The sequence below is a fragment of the Microbacterium sp. Leaf179 genome (genome assembly GCF_001423785.1).
Taxonomy (GTDB): Bacteria; Actinomycetota; Actinomycetes; order Actinomycetales; family Microbacteriaceae; genus Microbacterium.
In genome coordinates, this window is record NZ_LMPH01000001.1 from 739,610 (window position 1) to 757,767 (window position 18,158).

Sequence of the window (18,158 nt, forward strand, 5' to 3'; positions counted from 1 at the left end):
ACACCACCGACATGACGATCACCCAGGAGCAGGCCACCTGGTTCTCCCAGACCTTCTCGCAGATCGCCGACAACGTCGAGCGCGCCGTCCTCGGCAAGCGGCACGTGGTCGAACTGGTGCTCACCGCCATGCTCAGCGACGGACACGTGCTGCTCGAAGACGTCCCCGGCACGGGCAAGACCTCGCTCGCGCGCGCCGTCGCGCAGTCGGTGCAGGGCACGAACACCCGCATCCAGTTCACCCCCGACCTGCTCCCGGGCGACATCACCGGCATCACGGTCTACGACCAGAAGACGGGCTCGTTCGAGTTCCACACCGGCCCGATCTTCGCCAACATCGTCCTCGCCGACGAGATCAACCGCGCGAGCCCGAAGACGCAGTCGGCGCTGCTCGAGGTCATGGAAGAGGGCAGCGTCACCATCGACGGCGTCTCGCGCGAGGTCGGCGTGCCGTTCCTCGTGCTGGCGACGCAGAACCCCGTCGAGCAGGCCGGCACCTATCGCCTGCCCGAGGCGCAGCTCGACCGCTTCCTCCTGCGCACCTCTCTCGGCTACCCCGACCACGCCGCGACCCTCCGCATCCTCGACGGCGGCGCCGTCGCCACGGCCGACCTCCGCCCGATCATCACGCCGCAGGCGCTCGTCGGCATGGCCGACCTCGCGGCATCCGTCTACGTCGACGCGCTCGTGCTCGACTACATCGTGCGACTCGTGGATGCCACCCGCACGGCCGACGAGGTGCGGCTCGGCGTCAGCATCCGCGGTGCGCTGGCCCTCACCCGCGCGACGCGCGCCCGTGCGGCGTCGCAGGGCCGCACGTACGCGACCCCCGACGACGTGAAGGCGCTCGCCGTGCCCGTGCTCTCGCACCGGCTGATCCTTCACCCCGAGGCGGAGTTCGACGGCGTGACGCAGGAGGCCGTCGTGGGTCAGGTGCTGCTCGACACCCTGCCGCCCACGCAGCGCGAAAGCGCGTGACGATGGCGGTGGCCGTGGCATCCGCACCCCCGGGGGTCGGGTCATGCCCGATGTGAACCTCACCGAGTCGCGTCTGACGCGCACGTCGGCCGGCACGATGGCGGCCGGCTCGCGCACGTCGATCACCTCGACGTCGACCCGCCGGCAGCGCCGGATCGTGCGCGCGGTCGTGCAGGTCGCCGAGGCCTGGCGCGTGGCGACCGAGGCGGTGGCCGCGGCTGCGCGGTGGGCGGGCAGAACCGTGCGCCCGGCCGGTGCCGTGGTCGTGGTGGCCGCTTCGCTCGGGCTGGCGTTCGGACTGATCTTCGGCTGGGTCGAGTGGATGGTCGCGGGCAGCGCCGCCCTGCTGCTGCTGGTGATGGCCGTGCCGTTCCTGTTCGGCGCGCGCGCGTACGCCGTCGACCTGGCCCTCACCCACGAACGCGTGGTCGCGGGCCACGGGGTGACCGGCGAGATCGTCGTGCGCAACGAGAGTGCGCGCCCCACGCTCCCCGGTCGTCTCGACATCCCGGTCGGTCGCGGGCTCGTCGAGTTCGGCGTGCCGCTGCTCCGCCCGGGTCAGGACACGACCGAGCCGCTCGAGATCCCGCCGCTTCCGCGCGGTGTCGTGCGGGTCGGCCCCGTCACCACCGTGCGCAGCGACCCGATCGGTCTGCTCCGACGTGAGCACGCCTTCGACGACGTGCACGAGGTGTTCGTGCACCCCCGTACGGTGGGGCTCCCCTCCACCAGCGCCGGCCTCATGCGCGACCTCGAGGGCAACGCCACCCGCCGCCTGGTCGACGCCGACATGTCGTTCCACGCGATCCGCGAATACGTTCCGGGGGACTCCCGGCGTCAGGTGCACTGGAAGTCGACGGCGAAGACGGGCCGGCTGATGGTGCGCCAATACGAGGAGTCCCGTCGCTCGCGCATGGCGGTGGTGCTCGCCGCCGCGACCCAGGAGTACGCGGATGCCGACGAGTACGAGCTCGCGGTGTCGGCCGCCGCCTCGCTGGGTATCCGGGCGGTCCGCGACGCGCGCGACATCGACATCGTCACCGGGTCCGAGATCCCGCGCGTGGTGAAGGGGCGCCTGCGCGCGATCCGCCACGTGCCGGTGATCTCGCCGCGTGCTCTGCTCGACGGGTTCAGCGCACTCGACCGGCACGAGAACACGATGCCGGTCGAAGACGTCTGCCGTTTGGCATCCGAAGCCAACGAGCGCCTCTCGATCGCGTTCGTCGTCGTCGGGTCGGCCGTCCCGCTCGGGCGTCTGCGGCAGGCCGCGTTGGCGTTCCCGGTCGACACGGCCGTCGCCGCCGTCATCTGCGACGAACGCGCTCACCCGCGCATGCAGAGCATCGCGGGTCTGACGGTGCTGACCATCGGCACCCTCGACGATCTGTCCGGACTGCTCGCGCGGGGAGCCGCGTCATGAGCGCGCGGCGCCGAGACACCTCGGCCCGTCGTCGACGCGAGGCGTCGTCGGTTCCGCGACGGGTCGCGGGGGCGTTGTTCACCGCCGCATGCATCGTGCTGGCGGCGGTCGCGGCGTGGCCGATCTACGCGTCGGCGTCGTTCCTCGTGCTGGTCGTGGGGGCGTCGATCGTCGCGGCCGCGGTGGTCGCCCTCGTCGCGTGGCGGCGCGGGGGCGGGTGGGCGCTCGCGGGCGGTCTGGCGGGGGCGTTCGTGCTCCTCGCCGTCCCGCTCGCCGTGCCGTCGCGCCTCACCTCGCCGCTCGACGTGCTGCGCGGCCTCGGAGAGGCCCTCGCCGGGCTCGTCGTCGCGTGGAAGGACCTGGTCACGGTCGACCTGCCGGTCGGCTCGTACCGCAACCTGCTCGTCCCCGCCCTCGTCGTCTTCCTGGTCGGCACGGGGGCGACCCTCGCGCTGGCGTGGCGCGGCGACCGTCGCGCGACCGGTGCCGTCGTGAGCGGTCTGGCCATGGTCGGCTTCGGTCTGTTCTTCGGCCGCACCGCGACCAGCGCGCCCCTCGTCGTCGGTCCGCTGACGTTGGCGTCACCGGTCGAGACGGCGGTCGGACTGTGCGCCCTGCTGGTGGCGGTGCTGTGGCTGGCGTGGCGCGCGCACGACGAGCGCCTCCGCGCGCTGCAGCGGGCGAGCGACGTGTCGGCGGCTCCCGTCGCGCCCGGCAGGTCGGCCACCGACCGTCGCCGCGCAGCTCTCGCGGTGGCGATGCTCGGGGTCGCGGTGGTGGCGACGACCGCGGTCGTGCCGTGGGTGGCGCGGGATGCCGACCGGCAGGTGCTGCGCTCCGCCGCCGGCCCCGACGCCCAGATCGCCGAGGCGGTGAGCCCGTTGGCCCAGTACCGCGCGATGTTCGCCGACGCCCGCGCCGATGACGTGTTGTTCCGCGTCAGCGGCGAGGGTTCCCTGCCCGAGCGCATCCGTGTCGCGACGCTCGACACGTACGACGGTGAGATCTTCCGCGCCTCCGGCGACACGGGCGGGGGCTTCCTTCGCCTGCCGTCGGTGCGCGACGCGGGGGAGGGACGCTCCGTCGACGCCGACGTCGAGATCGTCGACGGCGACGGAATCTGGATGCCGACCGCCGGGAGCCTCGCCTCGGTGACGTTCGAGGGGGACCGGCGCACCCTGCTCGCCGACCGGTTCTACTACAGCGCCGCCGCCGAAGCCGGCGTCCAGACCGCCGACGGAGGCCTGAGCGAGGGCGACCGCTACCGGCTGTCGGCCGTCGAACCGGAGGCCGTCGACCTCGCGAGCCTGACCCCGCCGGGCGTGGCCGACGGGGTGTCGGGCGGAGACAACCTTCGGCGCTGGGTGCAGGAGCACGCCGCCGGCTCCGACGGGGCCGCCCTGCAGTCGCTGGTGCAGATGCTCCGCGCGCGCGGATACCTGAGTCACAGTCTCGCGCCGCAGGGCTCGGCGACCCCGGCCTGGGCGGCCGAGCTTCCCGGGTACCAGGTGCAGCCGAGCGCCTCCGGGCACTCGCTGGCCCGCATCGACGCGATGTTCGAGCGACTGCTGGAGCGGGAAGAAGATCCGCGGGCCGAAACCTCGGGCAACTTCGTCGCCGCCGTCGGCGACGACGAGCAGTTCGCCGTCGCGACCGCCCTCATCGCGCACGAGCTGGGATTCCCCGCGCGGGTCGTGGTGGGCACGCGCCTCGTCTCGGCCGACGCCGAGCTGTCCACGTGCGCGGCCGGCGAGTGCCGCGCCCGTGATCTGAGCGCGTGGACCGAGGTGCAGGGCGTCGACGGGCGGTGGGCCGCCATCGACGTCACGCCGCAGTGGGAGCAGTCGCCGAGTCTCGAGGTGACGCAGCAGCAGGACCCCGAGAACGTCACCGAGGTGCGTCCGGACACCGTCGAAGAAGTGGTGCCCCCGGCGCCCGTGCAGGAAGACAATGCGCTCGACGACGACGTCCCCGCCGACGACGGCCTCGATCTCGCCTGGCTCTGGCCCGTGCTGCGGGTGGCGGGGATCACCGCGCTGGCGCTGCTGGTGCTCTTCGGCCCGTTCCTCGCCGTCGTCATCGCGAAGGTGCTGCGCCGGCGCGGGCGCCGCCGCGACCCCGACCCGCGTGCCGCCATCGCGGGCGGGTGGGACGAGTACGTCGACGCGGCCATCGACGCCGGCCGGACCGTACCCCTCGCGCCGACCCGCAGCGAACTGGCTCGAGCCTTCGCCACCCCGTCCGCGACCCGTCTGGCCGAAGACGCCGATCGGGCGGTGTTCGCCCCCACCGCGGTGAGCGCCGACGAGGTCGCGGCCTTCTGGCGCATCGTCGACGCGGATCGCCGCGTGCTGCTGCGTCAGCGGGGTTTCTGGCGGCGCGTCCGCGCGGCCGTATCGTTGAGATCGTTCCTGCGGTTCCTCGCCCCACGCCGTCCGCGGCGGGGGTCGCCGCATCGCGACGAGAGGGGGAAGCGTCCCACCGCCCCGGCGGGACGCGACACGACATGACCGATTCCACCGGCTGGATCCTCGGTGCGGCTTCGCTCGCGCTCGCCGTCATCCTCTACCTCTGGCTCGCGCTCGCGCTCGCCGCGGTCTTCCGCAAGATCGGGGAGCCCACGTGGAAGGCCTGGATCCCCGTCCTGAACGTCGCGACGGTGCTGAAGCTGGGCGGCTTCTCGCCGTGGCTCGTGCTGCTCAACATCGTTCCGATCTTCGGCGGGATCGCTTTCATCGTCGTCTGCATCGTCGCGGTGCACCGGATCTCGGTCGGCTTCGGTGCCGGCGCGGGCATGACCGTCGTGGGTGCGCTGTTCCCCGTGATCTGGGCGAGCATCCTCGGCTTCGGCTCGGCGCGCTGGGAGGGCGACGACGCGGCCGCCCCCCGCTCGGCCGTCGACGAGGATTCCGCCCCAGCGCGCCGCGGTCGTGACTTCGACGGGCCGTACGTGCCGCTGATCGGTGGCTGGACGCCCGACCCCGCGGACTCCGCCCGTGAACAGGATGCCGAGGGCCCGGCCGAGTCCGTGCCCGCCGCTGTGCCGGGCACGGCGCCGGTCGCGGTGCCGTTCGCGGCCCCCTCCGGATCGCTCTCCGACGCCGCCCCGTCGCCGAGCGACTGGGCCCCGCCCGCCGACCTCCGCCCCGCGAACTTCGACGGTCCGCGCCGCGCGAGCGGGTTCCCGCCCGCCGCCGACGTCCCGTCGACCGCGACCCCAGAGGCCGACGCGCAGCCCGCGTCGCCCGCCGTCGAGCCCGCCCCCGTCGCCCCGACTCGCGTCGCCCCGACCCCGCCGGTACCGACGTCGGTCTTCGACGTGCTCGACGCCCTGCGCGACGAGGCTCCCGCCACCGGGGAGACCTCTCTTCCGCGCGAGCCCGCGGCCGCCCCCTCGGCACGCGGTGAGGTGCGACCGGACTCGCGCGAGACCGACGACGACGCCTCTCGCGTTCGCGACGACGGCTTCTCCCCGGTCAGCGACCGCCCGCTTGCCGGCGCACCGGCGCGCGGCGACGCGGCCCCGGCGTGGACCCCTCCCGCGACGTTCCCCGATGCCGCGTCGGCGGCCGGCGTCGACGAAGACTCCGACGGTTCCGAGGCAGCTCCGTGGGCGAACCCGCCGCGGCGCACGCCGCGACCGGATGCCGACGGCGCGACGCCCGCGTCGGGCACTCCGCTCACGCGTCCGGCGCCCGAGCCCGTCCCCGCGCCGCGCGCAGCGGTCAGCGCCGTTCCCGACGACTTCCCCGAGCTGTCCGAGGCCGTGTCTGCGGTCTCGGAGGCCCCGAATGCCGGGTCGCCGCGATCGGCGCGCACTTCGGTCTCGGCCTTGTACACCCAGCCGGAGGTGCCGTCCGATCAGGCCGACGACGACTTCGACGAGCTCGATCGCACCGTCGTGACGCGGCGCAAGCGCATCCCGTGGGCACTGATCCCGCCGGGTGGTGCCCCCGTCGACCTCACCTCGTCCGTCGTCATCCTGGGGCGTCGCCCGGCCCTCGACCCGTCACGCCCGGACGCGCAGCTTGTACCGATCTCGGATGACACCCGCACGGTGTCCAAGACGCACGCGCGCCTCGAGCTGCGCGGCGACACCTGGTTCGTGACGGATCTCGACTCGACCAACGGGGTGCTCTTCGCCACCCTCATGGGGACCGAGGTCGAGGCCCCTCCGGGGGAGGAGATCGAGGCCGGCGAACGCTTCTTCCTCGGCGACGCGGAGGTGCGTCTGTCGCGGAGGGACGTGTGAGCGGCCCCTACGACCGCCCCGACGATCCCGACGAGGTCACCATCTGGTCCGGTCGGCTGCGGCCCTGGCCGGCGGCCCCGGTCCCCGAGGGAGACGTCGACGACGAGACGGTGCGCTCGGGTGGGACCGACCTCGACGACGACACCGTGGTGTCGGGTCGCCTCGCCCACGACGACACGGTGCGTTCGGCGCGACCCGAGGTCGACGATGACACGCTCCGGTCGGCTCCTGCCTTCCTCGACGACGACACGGTCGTACCGCGAAGCGCGCGCATCGACCCGGGCGCGGCGCCGACGGATGTCGACCCCGTGGATGCCGATGACCCGGCGGACGCCTCGACCACGACCGCTCCGCGCCGCCCGCTCGCGTCGATCCCCGACGTCGATGAGGTGACACGGCGTCGCCCGGCGCCGGTGCCCGATGTCGACGAGGTGACTCGTCGCCGTCCCGCGTCGGTCCCCGACGTCGACGAGGCGACACGGCGTCGCCCTGCCCCGGCCCCCGATATGGACGAGGTCACGCGCCGCCGTCCGGCTCCGGCCGCGACCCCCGCCCCGCCCCCCGACGTCGACGAGGCGACCCGCCGCCGACACGTCGCGGTCGACCCCGACCTCGACGACACCACCGCACCGGGCGTGCGAGCACGTTCCGCCACTCCCGACGCCGCGTCCCCCACGACGCCACCCGCTCCCGACCTCGACGACCAGACCGCCTCGGGCGCTCGTCGCCGCGCGGCGCGCGCGGCCGACGGCGCGGCAGGCGGCGCCGCGGCACCCGACCGCGAGGCACCCGACCGCGAGGCGCCCGACCGCGAGGCGCCCGACCGCGAGGCGCCCGCTCGCATCGCGCCCGACCGAGTCGCGCCCGACCGGGAGGTGCCCGGCACGGTCCGCGCCGCGCACATCCCGATCGCGGGGGAGCAGCAGGCCTACGCCCCGCGCACGGACGAACCGGTGCGGGTGGAACGCCGCCCATCGGCATCCGCGGTCCGTTCCGAGACCGACGTCCCCGCCAGCCGTCGCCGCACGGGTCGTCGCGGTGCGCTCCGCGCACTGATCCTCGCGGGCGTGATCGTCGTGCTGCTGGGTGTCGCGGTCGCCGCCGCGGTGCTGCTGCTCGGCTGAGCGACCGGCACCCGGCACACTCCCAGCCCGAGGGACTGCACACGTTTGCCCCGCTCCCGGGGAGCGCGTATCATTGACCGGGTGTGCGTTCACGCGCGCCGTGCGTCATGCCTCCGGGCAGGTCGTTCGGATCAACGCTCGCACCATCTCAGGGATTGGCCTGCGAACAGGTCACCCCCACGGCATATCCACCACGACCGCGTCCGATCATTCTGGCGCGTGGCGGATTCCACGTGAGCCCGACACGTCACGAATCGCAAGATCCACGACGTTTCGGGGGAGACACGACGCTGTCACCGTGCAGCACCCTGCGCAGAACCGCAAGGAACCGCGCAGCACAATCAAGGAGAGAACGTGCCAACCATTCAGCAGTTGGTTCGCAAGGGCCGCTCGCCGAAGGTCACAAAGACCAAGGCTCCCGCGCTGAAGTCGAACCCCCAGCAGGCCGGCGTGTGCACCCGCGTGTACACGACGACCCCCAAGAAGCCGAACTCGGCCATGCGCAAGGTCGCCCGCGTGAAGCTGCGCAACGGCACCGAGGTCACCGCCTACATCCCCGGCGAGGGCCACAACCTGCAGGAGCACTCGCTCGTGCTCGTCCGCGGCGGTCGCGTCAAGGACCTCCCCGGTGTCCGTTACAAGATCGTCCGCGGTGCACTCGACACCCAGGCCGTCAAAAACCGTAAGCAGGCTCGCAGCCGCTACGGTGCGAAGAAGGGCTGAGTCAGATGCCTCGTAAAGGTCCCGTCACCAAGCGTCCGGTCGTCAACGACCCGGTCTACGGTGCTCCGATCGTCAGCCAGCTGGTCAACAAGATCCTCGTCGACGGTAAGAAGTCGATCGCAGAGTCGATCGTCTACACCGCCCTCAAGGGTGTCGAGGCGAAGAACAGCCAGGACGCCGTCGCCACGCTGAAGAAGGCGCTCGACAACGTCCGTCCCACCCTCGAGGTCAAGAGCCGCCGCGTCGGTGGCTCGACCTACCAGGTGCCCGTCGAAGTCAAGCCGCACCGCGCGAACACCCTCGCGCTGCGCTGGCTCGTGAGCTACGCGAAGGGTCGTCGTGAGAAGACGATGACCGAGCGTCTGCAGAACGAGATCCTCGACGCCTCGAACGGCCTCGGTGCCGCGGTCAAGCGCCGCGAAGACACCCACAAGATGGCCGAGTCGAACCGCGCCTTCGCGCACTACCGCTGGTAACAGCTCCTTCTTCGACGGGCTCGGGCGGCCGACCCGGCCCGCGAGCCCGTCGAAGAACCCACGACATCCGCCACCACACGTAAGGACACCCCGTGGCACAAGACGTGCTCACCGACCTCACCAAGGTCCGCAACATCGGCATCATGGCGCACATCGATGCCGGCAAGACGACGACGACCGAGCGCATCCTGTACTACACGGGAACCAACCACAAGATCGGCGAGACGCACGACGGCGCTTCGACGACCGACTGGATGGAGCAGGAGCAGGAGCGTGGCATCACGATCACCTCCGCTGCTGTGACGTGCTTCTGGGACAAGAACCAGATCAACATCATCGACACCCCCGGGCACGTCGACTTCACCGTCGAGGTGGAGCGTTCGCTCCGCGTGCTCGATGGCGCCGTCGCCGTCTTCGACGGCAAAGAGGGCGTCGAGCCCCAGTCGGAGACCGTGTGGCGTCAGGCCGACAAGTACAACGTCCCCCGCATCTGCTTCGTCAACAAGATGGACAAGCTCGGCGCGGACTTCTACTTCACCGTCGACACCATCATCAACAAGCTCAAGGCGAAGCCGCTGGTCATCCAGCTGCCCATCGGCGTCGAGAACGACTTCATCGGTGTCGTCGACCTCGTCGAGATGCGCGCACTCGTCTGGGCGGGCGACGCCAAGGGTGATGTCACCATGGGCGCCAAGTACGACATCCAGGAGATCCCGGCCGACATGGCCGACGTCGTCGCGAAGTACCGCGAAGAGCTCCTCGAGACCGTCGCCGAGACCGACGAAGAGCTCCTCGAGAAGCACTTCGGTGGCGAAGAGCTCACCGTCGCCGAGATCAAGGCCGCGATCCGCAAGCTGACGGTCAACTCCGAGATCTACCCGGTGCTCTGCGGCTCGGCGTTCAAGAACCGCGGTGTGCAGCCCATGCTGGACGCCGTCATCGACTACCTGCCGTCGCCCCTCGACGTGCCGGCCATCGAGGCGCACGACCCGAAGAACGAAGAGACGATCATCGAGCGGCACGCCGATCGTGAAGAGCCCTTCACCGCGCTGGCGTTCAAGATCGTCACGCACCCCTTCTTCGGTCGTCTGACCTACATCCGCGTGTACTCCGGTCACCTCGACTCGGGCGCGCAGATCGTCAACTCGACGAAGTCCAAGAAGGAGCGCATCGGGAAGATCTTCCAGATGTACGCCAACAAGGAGAACCCGGTTCCCTCGGTCACCGCCGGCCACATCTACGCGGTCATCGGCCTCAAGGACACCACGACCGGCGACACCCTCTGCGACGCGCAGAACCAGGTCGTCCTCGAGTCGATGACGTTCCCCGAGCCCGTCATCGAGGTCGCGATCGAGCCGAAGACCAAGGCCGACCAGGAGAAGCTGGGTCTCGCGATCCAGAAGCTCGCCGAAGAAGACCCCACGTTCCGTGTCGAGCAGAACAACGACACCGGCCAGACGGTCATCAAGGGCATGGGCGAGCTGCACCTCGACATCCTCGTGGACCGCATGAAGCGCGAGTTCAAGGTCGAGGCCAACGTCGGCAAGCCGCAGGTCGCGTACCGCGAGACGATCAAGAAGACCGTCGAGCGTCACGACTACACGCACAAGAAGCAGACCGGTGGTTCGGGTCAGTTCGCCAAGATCCAGTTCGCGCTCGAGCCCCTCGAGGTCACGGCCGAGAAGATCTACGAGTTCGAGAACAAGGTCAGCGGTGGTCGTATCCCCCGCGAGTACATCGGACCCACCGACCAGGGCTTCCAGGACGCCATGAACGTCGGCGTGCTCGCCGGCTACCCCATGGTGGGCGTCAAGGCGATCCTGCTCGACGGCGCGTCGCACGACGTCGACTCCTCGGAGATGGCGTTCAAGATCGCCGGCTCCATGGGCTTCAAGGAAGCGATCCGCAAGGCCAACCCCGTCATCCTCGAGCCGCTCATGTCGGTCGAGGTGCGTACTCCCGAGGAGTACATGGGCGACGTCATCGGTGACCTCAACTCGCGTCGCGGACAGATCCAGTCGATGGAAGATGCCCAGGGCGTCAAGGTCGTGCGGGCGCTCGTTCCGCTGTCCGAGATGTTCGGCTACATCGGTGACCTGCGCTCGAAGACCTCGGGCCGTGCCGTGTACTCGATGGAGTTCGACAGCTACGCCGAGGTTCCTCGCGCCGTTGCTGACGAGATCGTCCAGAAGAACAAGGGCGAGTAACACCTCCCTCGCGGATGCCGGGAGCCCCTGCTTCGGCACGGGTTCCCGGCATCCACTCAAACTGAATACCGACTCTCTAGTAATCTGAGAACAACCCCCGCGAAGAACCGGTCGCAATCCAGTGCCCGAGACCTCGCAACCAACGTCCTGAGGAGGACCCAGTGGCTAAGGCCAAGTTCGAGCGGACCAAGCCGCACGTGAACATCGGAACGATCGGTCACGTCGACCACGGCAAGACCACGCTCACCGCTGCCATCTCGAAGGTGCTCGCCGACAAGTTCCCGTCGGCCACCAACGTTCAGCGTGACTTCGCGTCGATCGACTCGGCGCCGGAAGAGCGTCAGCGTGGTATCACGATCAACATCTCGCACGTCGAGTACGAGACCCCCAAGCGCCACTACGCGCACGTCGACGCGCCCGGCCACGCCGACTACATCAAGAACATGATCACCGGTGCCGCGCAGATGGACGGCGCGATCCTCGTGGTCGCCGCCACCGACGGCCCGATGGCTCAGACGCGTGAGCACGTGCTGCTCGCCAAGCAGGTCGGCGTTCCCTACCTGCTCGTCGCGCTGAACAAGTCGGACATGGTCGACGACGAGGAGATCCTGGAGCTCGTCGAGCTCGAGGTTCGCGAGCTCCTCTCGTCGCAGGACTTCGACGGCGACAACGCCCCCGTCGTCCGCGTCTCGGGCCTCAAGGCTCTCGAGGGCGACGAGCAGTGGGTCAACGCCATCGTCGAGCTCATGGAAGCCGTCGACGAGTCGATCCCCGACCCGGTGCGTGACAAGGACAAGCCGTTCCTCATGCCCATCGAGGACGTCTTCACCATCACGGGCCGTGGCACGGTCGTCACGGGTCGCGCCGAGCGCGGTACCCTCGCGATCAACTCCGAGATCGAGATCGTCGGCATCCGCCCGACGCAGAAGACCACGGTCACGGGTATCGAGATGTTCCACAAGCAGCTCGACGAGGCCTGGGCCGGCGAGAACTGTGGTCTGCTCCTCCGCGGCACCAAGCGTGACGACGTCGAGCGTGGCCAGGTCATCGTGAAGCCCGGTTCGGTCACCCCGCACACCAACTTCGAGGGCACGGCGTACATCCTGTCCAAGGAAGAGGGCGGCCGCCACAACCCGTTCTTCACGAACTACCGCCCGCAGTTCTACTTCCGCACCACCGACGTCACCGGCGTCATCACGCTGCCCGAGGGCACCGAGATGGTCATGCCCGGTGACACCACCGAAATGTCGGTCGAGCTCATCCAGCCGATCGCCATGGAAGAGGGCCTCGGCTACGCGATCCGTGAGGGTGGCCGCACCGTCGGCGCCGGTACGGTGACCAAGATCGTCAAGTAAGTCTCTTTCGACTTCACTCGGCACAGGCCGGGCCTTCGGGCCCGGCCTTTGTCGTTCCTGCGCGAGGCATCGTCGCAGCTGTCACGGACTCCGGATGCCGTGCACCCACCCGTTCTGCGTGATGGCGGGCAGGGCGACGCGAGGCCGTGCTCTTCGCGAATCGGGCCTCGCGGGTGAAACCCGTAAGCTGAACGGGTGAGTGACACCCCTTTCGAGCCGAGCCGACGCTCCCGTCGCGAGGCGCGGGCGGAGGTCGACACCGCCCCCTCCGAGCCCTCGCTGAGCGTCGGCCACGATGACCGTGGCGCGTCCGACCGTCCCGCCGAGCGCCCGCGTGCCTCGAACGATCGTCCGGCTGGACGCCCGGCATCCGGTTTCTTCGGCACCTGGAAGCCCCTGGCGGCCGCTGCCGCCGCGCTCGTCGTCGCCATCGTCGTCGGGCTGTTGGCCGGAGTCGCCTTCAACGGAGCCGCGGGTCGCAGCGTCGGCAGTGTGCTGGCATCCGTCGTCGTCGGGGGGACCGGCCTCGGGCTGATGGCCCGCACGCGGCCCGCCGGATTCTTCTCGCTGCGGGGCCTCGACGTGCTCTGGGCACTCGTGCTCGGCGCGATTCTGCCCTTCGTCACCGGCATCGCGGCGGGGTCCCTCGGGTGGCCGGCGTTCGCGGCACTGTCGCCACGGTGGCTGCTCCTGGGTGTCGTGGCGCCGTTCGTCGTCACCGCCATGCTGGCCTTCTTCGCCATCGGCTTCGTCTTCCCGGCGGCTCTGAGCTATGCGTCGACGCGCTTCACCCCGACCATCGCTCGCGTGGTGGCCGGCGTCGTGTCCGCCCTCGCATTCGCGATCATCCCGCTGGTCTTCTCGGGCACCGTGTCGGGCATGCCGACTGCGCTGTTCGTGGGCCTCGGCATCGCGGCATCCGTCTTCGTGGGGCTCTCGCTGCGCTTCTGGGGGCCGCTGCTGCTGAGCCTCGTCTTCCCGATGGTCTGGGTCGCGCTCTCGGTCGCCGGCTACCTGCTGGCCTGAGGGCTCAGCGTCCGCGGAGCACCGGCACGGCGGTGACCGACAGCGCACCCAGCACGGCGAGCTGCACCGCCGCGACACCCGCGGCCGCGCCCGCCACGCCGAGCGTCGAGGCGCCGATGAGCACCGCGGGCACGATCAGCACCGCGCCGACGCACACCGCGGCGAGGTAGGCGCCGTCGCGCCCCGCGGGCAGCACGACGCACATGCCGAGCGCCGTGGCGATCGTCATCGCCGCCAACGCGATCCCGCCGAAGAGGGCGGTGAGTGACGAGATCTCGAATCCCGGGCCCAGCACGATGGGCGTGGCCCACGGGACGACGAGGGCGAAGCCGGCGCCGAGCGCGATCGCGAGCAGGGCGTGCAGGCCGACGGCGCGGCGCATGCGGCGGAGCCCCGCCTCGCCGGTGGCCGACGAGACCCACCCCTGGAACGAGCCGGTGATCATGTAGACGCCGATGTAGCCGTACTTCAGCACGCGGTCGAAGGGGGCGAAACCGATGGCCGCGGGCGCGCCGGCGATACCGAGCGTCGAGAGGGGCGCCGTCTCAGAGAACGTCAGCAGCCCGGCGGCCAACGCCGTGCGCCAGCCCCCACGGTAGGCCGCTCGCGCGTCGGCGATCGCCGCACGCGTCGAGAAGCGTTCACGCAGTCCGATGAGCCACGTGGCGACGAGGAACGCCGCGAGCGTGCCGACGAGCAGTACCGCCGGGTAGAGCAGAGGGATGCCGGTGGCCAGCGCCGCGATCGCTCCGGCGAGGTTGAGCACGATCCGGGGGACCGCGTCGAACACGAGCGCCAGGAGCGGTCGACCGACCCCGACGGCGTACCAGCTGAGCGACAGACCCTGCAGCGAGAACGCCAGTGCCGAGACGATCGCGAGCGCGTGATCGTCGGCGTGGCTGGCCAGGGCGGCGACGACGGCGACGAGGGGCAGAACGACGAGGCTGTTCGCCCCGCGCACGACGATGCTCGCGCGGAAGACCCGCGAGGGGTGCGCGGACCGCGCCGCCTCGACCGGGCCGCGCACGGCCCACCCGAAGGTGATGAGGGTGGCCGCGAGCGTCCCCAGGGCCTGCCCGATGGCGATCTCAGCGAAGCCGGTGGGGCCGGCGGCGCGTGTGATGAGCGGGAGGGCGATGAGGGGCGAGATCGCCGACAGCGCCGACACGGCCGTCAGCAGGGCGACGCTGCGGGCCCGGTGGGGCCGCTGCGCCTCAGGCGCGGCCGAAGACACGGCCGGGTTCGCGCGCGTCTCCGCGCCCACTGTCACGTGAGTCGTTGCGCTCGTCGTCACCGAGGGGGCGCAGGATCACCGCGATGAGGATCCAGGTGATCGCGAACCAGAACATGCTCGTGAGCGTCGCCGACAGCAGATACGACGCCAAAAGGCCCGCGGCCACGGGTTTGCGTTCGCGGGGGACGCAGACGAACACGGTGACGAAGAGGGCGACCAGCAGGCCCAGGCCCACGATCCCGCCGTCGTAGAGCACCTGCACGGGCAGCATGATGATGTGCCCGCTGATGCCCGGGGTACCCGGCTGCTCGTGCCTCAGCCCGAAGGTGTTCGTGCCGTTTCCGAGCCACAGGTTGACGCCGTGCATCTCCTGCGCCGCGAGTCGGGCGACCTCGAGGCGGAAGCCGATCGTGCCGCCCTGGAAGTCGACGTCGCCGATCTTGTTCTGCTGTTCGGGGTTCGTGGGGTCGGGTTCGCGCGTGGGCGCGGGAGAGGGGGTCACCTCGTCGACCGGCGTCGCGGAGACGGATGCCGTGGGGCTCGCCGACGGAGGCAGAGTGCGGTCGGCGGGCTCGGTGCCGCCGAGGGCCGCGATGATGCCGTACGTGACGACCAGCGTCACGACCAGCACCCCGGCGGGGAGCACGCGGGTGAGGCGCTCGCGCCAGGCTGAGCGGAGCGAGAACACCGTGAACAGGACGAAGACGCCCAGACCCAGCACCAGGCTGAACACGGCGGTGCGCGTCTGCGAGGCGACGAGGCCGAGCGGCACGGCGATCGCGATGGCCGCGGTCTCCCACCGGCCGATCCCGCGTCGGGTGATCGTCAGCAGGGTCCAGAAGATCAGGATCGAGGCGTAGATGTTCGCCTCGATGGCCGTGAGGCGCGAGACGTAGACCTCGTACAACCAGTCGAAGTCGGTGCCGAGGGCGATCTGCCCGCGGGTGACGTTGGCGACGACGTAGGCGGCGAAGCCGACGAGAGCCCACGGTGCCACCGATATGCGTCCGAGACGTGCCGCGAGGTCCGCGCCCTCGGCGAGAGCCATCATCGAGACGAGCAGCAGCAGGTCGATGACGAGCCAGATGAGGATCGACGCGCTCCACGTCAGGCTCGGCGAGAACACGAGCGTCGTCACGACGTTCCACGCCACGAACGCGGCGTACACGAGCGGCACGGGGTGACGGAGTGCGCGGAGGAACGCTCCGCGCAGCATCGGGTGCACCAGCATCCACGCCGCGAGCGCCAGCGGAACGACCTGCTCCACGCGTACGCGGAACCCGACGATCTCGGCGTCGTAGCGTCCGAGGAACGAGCTCACGACGACCGCGCCGATGAGGATGAGCGTGATGAGTCGCGTCCGAGCGCTGAGGCTCGGACGGGCGTAGGCGAGGGCGGGGGAGAAGGTCATGAGCGGGGGACCAGATCCCAGAGTTCCGCACGAATACGGCGGTCGAAGGTGTCGCGAGCGAAGAGTCGTTCGAACCGCTCGCGGGCTGCCGCGGCGGCGACTCGGATACTCGTCTCGTCGAGAGCGTCGAGGGCATCCGCCCAGGCTTGGGCATCGCCCGGTGTCACCAGCAAGGGGCTCTCTCCCACGATCTCGCGGAGACCGCCGGCGTCGCTGACCAGCAACGCGCGCCCTGCCCCGAGCGCCTCGATCGCGATGGTCGGCAGGGGATCGGGCAGCACACTCGGGACGACCACGACGTGTGCGGCGTCGAGGTGCGAGCGCACATCGGCCGTCCGACCGACAACGGTGATCTGCGAGCGCCGCGGAGACTCCCTGACGAGCTCGGGCACGTCGACAGCCTCCCCGATGGGCGGGGCGTCACCGAGGATCTCGAGCGTCATATCTGTGCGCTTCATGCGGCTGAATGCGTCGAGGAACACACGGTGTCCCTTCCACGCGTTCCATCGGCTTGCGATGACCACGCGGATGCCACCCGTGAACGGCGGGAGATCGGTCGGCGGTGCCGTGTCGAAGCCGTTGTGCACGACGGTCGTTCGTCCACGAAGGTGGGAGGGCAGCGCCCGCGCGACAGCGGAGCTGACGGCGATGATGTGGTGCGCGTAGCGCAGGAACGGGATGACGGAGCGGGAACGGGCGTCGATGTGCTCGTGCAGGTGCAGCACCACCCGCGCACCGGCGAGGCGTGCCGGCGGCGCCACCAGCGCAGAGGCCGCGGTGTTGACGTAGACCAGTGAGGGGCGTGCGGCGAGCAGGCGGAGCCCGGTGCTCACCGCCCGTCCGGCCAGGCCGAGCAGGCGAGTCGGGCGGAGGTATGCGCGACGCATGATCGGGAGCGGGAGGTGTCGCACCTGGACGCCATGTTCCTCGAGCGTCCGCGAGAGCTCGCGCTCGGGATAGTCGATGTCGGTCGGCAGCCAGACCTCGAGATCCAGATCATCGGGGACGGTGCGCAGCACCTCGAGGAGAACCCGATCGGCGCCGTACATCTCGTCGGACGGGTGAACCACGATTGCGCGACCGCGACTCACTGGCTGCTCCGGCTCTTGAGCTCCCGGGCGGGGATGCCACCGAAAACGGCCCCGGGCGGAACGTCGCGGGTCACGACGGCCCCGGCGGCCACGACAGCGCCGTCGCCGATCGTCACGCCAGACGTGATCGTCACGCCGCTGGCGATCCAGCAGCCCGAACCGATGGTGATCGGAGCCCATTCCACGCCTTGCGACTTCACATCGAGCGACGGGTCGCTCATCACGTGGTCTTCGGCGAAGACCCGGACGCCGGGACCGAGCATCGTCTTCTCGCCGATGATCACCCCTCCCGAGCACCCGATGTAGCAACCGGGAGAAAGACTGCTCCCATCGCCCATGACGAGCCCTACGCCGATGGCGCGTGAGTAGTAGCTGCTGGGACGGATCAGCGTGCCCGTGCCGATCGAGACGCGGTCACCGAGCCGGATTCCGTCGCGGCTGAGCCCTTGGATCTCGGCGAAGTCCTCGACGATGAGGTCCGAGCCGACGTGCACGAGGTGGGGGTTGCGCACACGAACCCCGCGGCCGACCAGGGGGAGGCCGCGTGCCGTCCCGAGGCGTGGACGCAGAAGCGCGCCGCGCGCCGCCATCGGGCCGACCTTGCCAGCGAGCTGAGCGCTGACGATCCTCCAGCGGTCGCTGCCGGCGCTACTCAGCCGCTCGCGCTGTTCGCCGACGATCTTGTGAAGAAATCCCATTATTCAGCGAGTCCTATTGCGAGACGGTCGATGACGGAGGGCGTCCGGATGTCGAGAAACACGTCGCGTTCCCACGTAACGCCGGACTCGGTACCTCTTGCCCGCTTCCGAGCCCCCTGTGCAGTATTGCTGCAACTGCAACGGGAGTCTGGGATCTTACCGAG

General features: G+C 70.4%; 14 protein-coding genes. 10 read left to right on the top strand and 4 right to left on the bottom strand.

Annotated elements, in window-relative coordinates; all coding sequences use genetic code 11:
* Nucleotides 1–11: 11 nt before the first annotated feature.
* The 10 genes from ASF96_RS03375 to ASF96_RS03420 all read left to right on the top strand — a co-directional run bounded on the left by ASF96_RS03375 (nt 12) and on the right by ASF96_RS03420 (nt 13,560).
* Nucleotides 12–977, top strand: coding sequence for an AAA family ATPase (locus tag ASF96_RS03375; RefSeq protein ID WP_055935947.1), 966 nt, complete (start codon nt 12–14; stop codon nt 975–977).
* 43 nt (nt 978–1,020) lie between these two features.
* Nucleotides 1,021–2,397 (top strand): DUF58 domain-containing protein, encoded by a 1,377-nt coding sequence (locus ASF96_RS03380; protein WP_055935950.1) that lies wholly within the window; start codon nt 1,021–1,023, stop codon nt 2,395–2,397.
* Nucleotides 2,394–4,907, top strand: a complete 2,514-nt coding sequence (locus ASF96_RS03385; RefSeq protein WP_082509254.1) for a transglutaminaseTgpA domain-containing protein — start codon at nt 2,394–2,396, stop codon at nt 4,905–4,907. The genes ASF96_RS03380 and ASF96_RS03385 overlap by 4 nt, the downstream gene beginning before the upstream one ends.
* Nucleotides 4,904–6,649, top strand: a complete 1,746-nt coding sequence (locus ASF96_RS03390; protein WP_055935953.1) for a DUF5684 domain-containing protein — start codon at nt 4,904–4,906, stop codon at nt 6,647–6,649. The genes ASF96_RS03385 and ASF96_RS03390 overlap by 4 nt, the downstream gene beginning before the upstream one ends.
* The gene (locus tag ASF96_RS03395; protein ID WP_055935956.1) at nt 6,646–7,773 is read left to right on the top strand and encodes a hypothetical protein; all 1,128 of its coding nucleotides are present in this window, start codon (nt 6,646–6,648) and stop codon (nt 7,771–7,773) included. Before ASF96_RS03390 ends, ASF96_RS03395 begins: the two co-directional genes overlap by 4 nt.
* 354 nt (nt 7,774–8,127) lie before the next feature.
* Nucleotides 8,128–8,496 (top strand): 30S ribosomal protein S12, encoded by a 369-nt coding sequence (gene rpsL, locus ASF96_RS03400; protein WP_017201609.1) that lies wholly within the window; start codon nt 8,128–8,130, stop codon nt 8,494–8,496.
* A gap of 5 nt (nt 8,497–8,501) precedes the next feature.
* Nucleotides 8,502–8,972: a 30S ribosomal protein S7 gene (rpsG, locus tag ASF96_RS03405; RefSeq protein ID WP_055833595.1), complete on the top strand. Its 471-nt coding sequence runs from the start codon at nt 8,502–8,504 to the stop codon at nt 8,970–8,972.
* A 92-nt stretch (nt 8,973–9,064) separates the two neighbouring features.
* On the top strand, nt 9,065–11,179 hold the full coding sequence (gene fusA, locus ASF96_RS03410) for an elongation factor G (protein WP_055833598.1): 2,115 nt from the start codon (nt 9,065–9,067) through the stop codon (nt 11,177–11,179).
* Nucleotides 11,180–11,340: 161 nt separating this feature from the next.
* Complete coding sequence (gene tuf, locus ASF96_RS03415) at nt 11,341–12,534, top strand: elongation factor Tu (protein ID WP_055833601.1); 1,194 nt, start codon at nt 11,341–11,343, stop codon at nt 12,532–12,534.
* Between the two features lie 195 nt (nt 12,535–12,729).
* The gene (locus ASF96_RS03420) at nt 12,730–13,560 is read left to right on the top strand and encodes a hypothetical protein (RefSeq protein WP_055935959.1); all 831 of its coding nucleotides are present in this window, start codon (nt 12,730–12,732) and stop codon (nt 13,558–13,560) included.
* Between the two features lie 4 nt (nt 13,561–13,564).
* Here ASF96_RS03420 and ASF96_RS03425 read toward each other — a convergent pair whose 3' ends face one another.
* Genes ASF96_RS03425 through ASF96_RS17320 form a run of 4 tightly spaced genes read right to left on the bottom strand, consistent with a single transcriptional unit; the run spans nt 13,565 to nt 17,994 of the window.
* Entirely contained in the window at nt 13,565–14,794 is a 1,230-nt protein-coding gene (locus tag ASF96_RS03425) for a hypothetical protein (protein ID WP_156458697.1), read from the bottom strand.
* On the bottom strand, nt 14,775–16,205 hold the full coding sequence (locus tag ASF96_RS03430; RefSeq protein WP_055935966.1) for an O-antigen ligase family protein: 1,431 nt from the start codon (nt 16,203–16,205) through the stop codon (nt 14,775–14,777). Before ASF96_RS03430 ends, ASF96_RS03425 begins: the two co-directional genes overlap by 20 nt.
* On the bottom strand, nt 16,202–17,275 hold the full coding sequence (locus ASF96_RS03435; protein ID WP_055935971.1) for a glycosyltransferase family 4 protein: 1,074 nt from the start codon (nt 17,273–17,275) through the stop codon (nt 16,202–16,204). Before ASF96_RS03435 ends, ASF96_RS03430 begins: the two co-directional genes overlap by 4 nt.
* A gap of 17 nt (nt 17,276–17,292) precedes the next feature.
* Entirely contained in the window at nt 17,293–17,994 is a 702-nt protein-coding gene (locus ASF96_RS17320; RefSeq protein WP_055935974.1) for an acyltransferase, read from the bottom strand.
* Between the last annotated feature and the right edge of the window lie 164 nt (nt 17,995–18,158).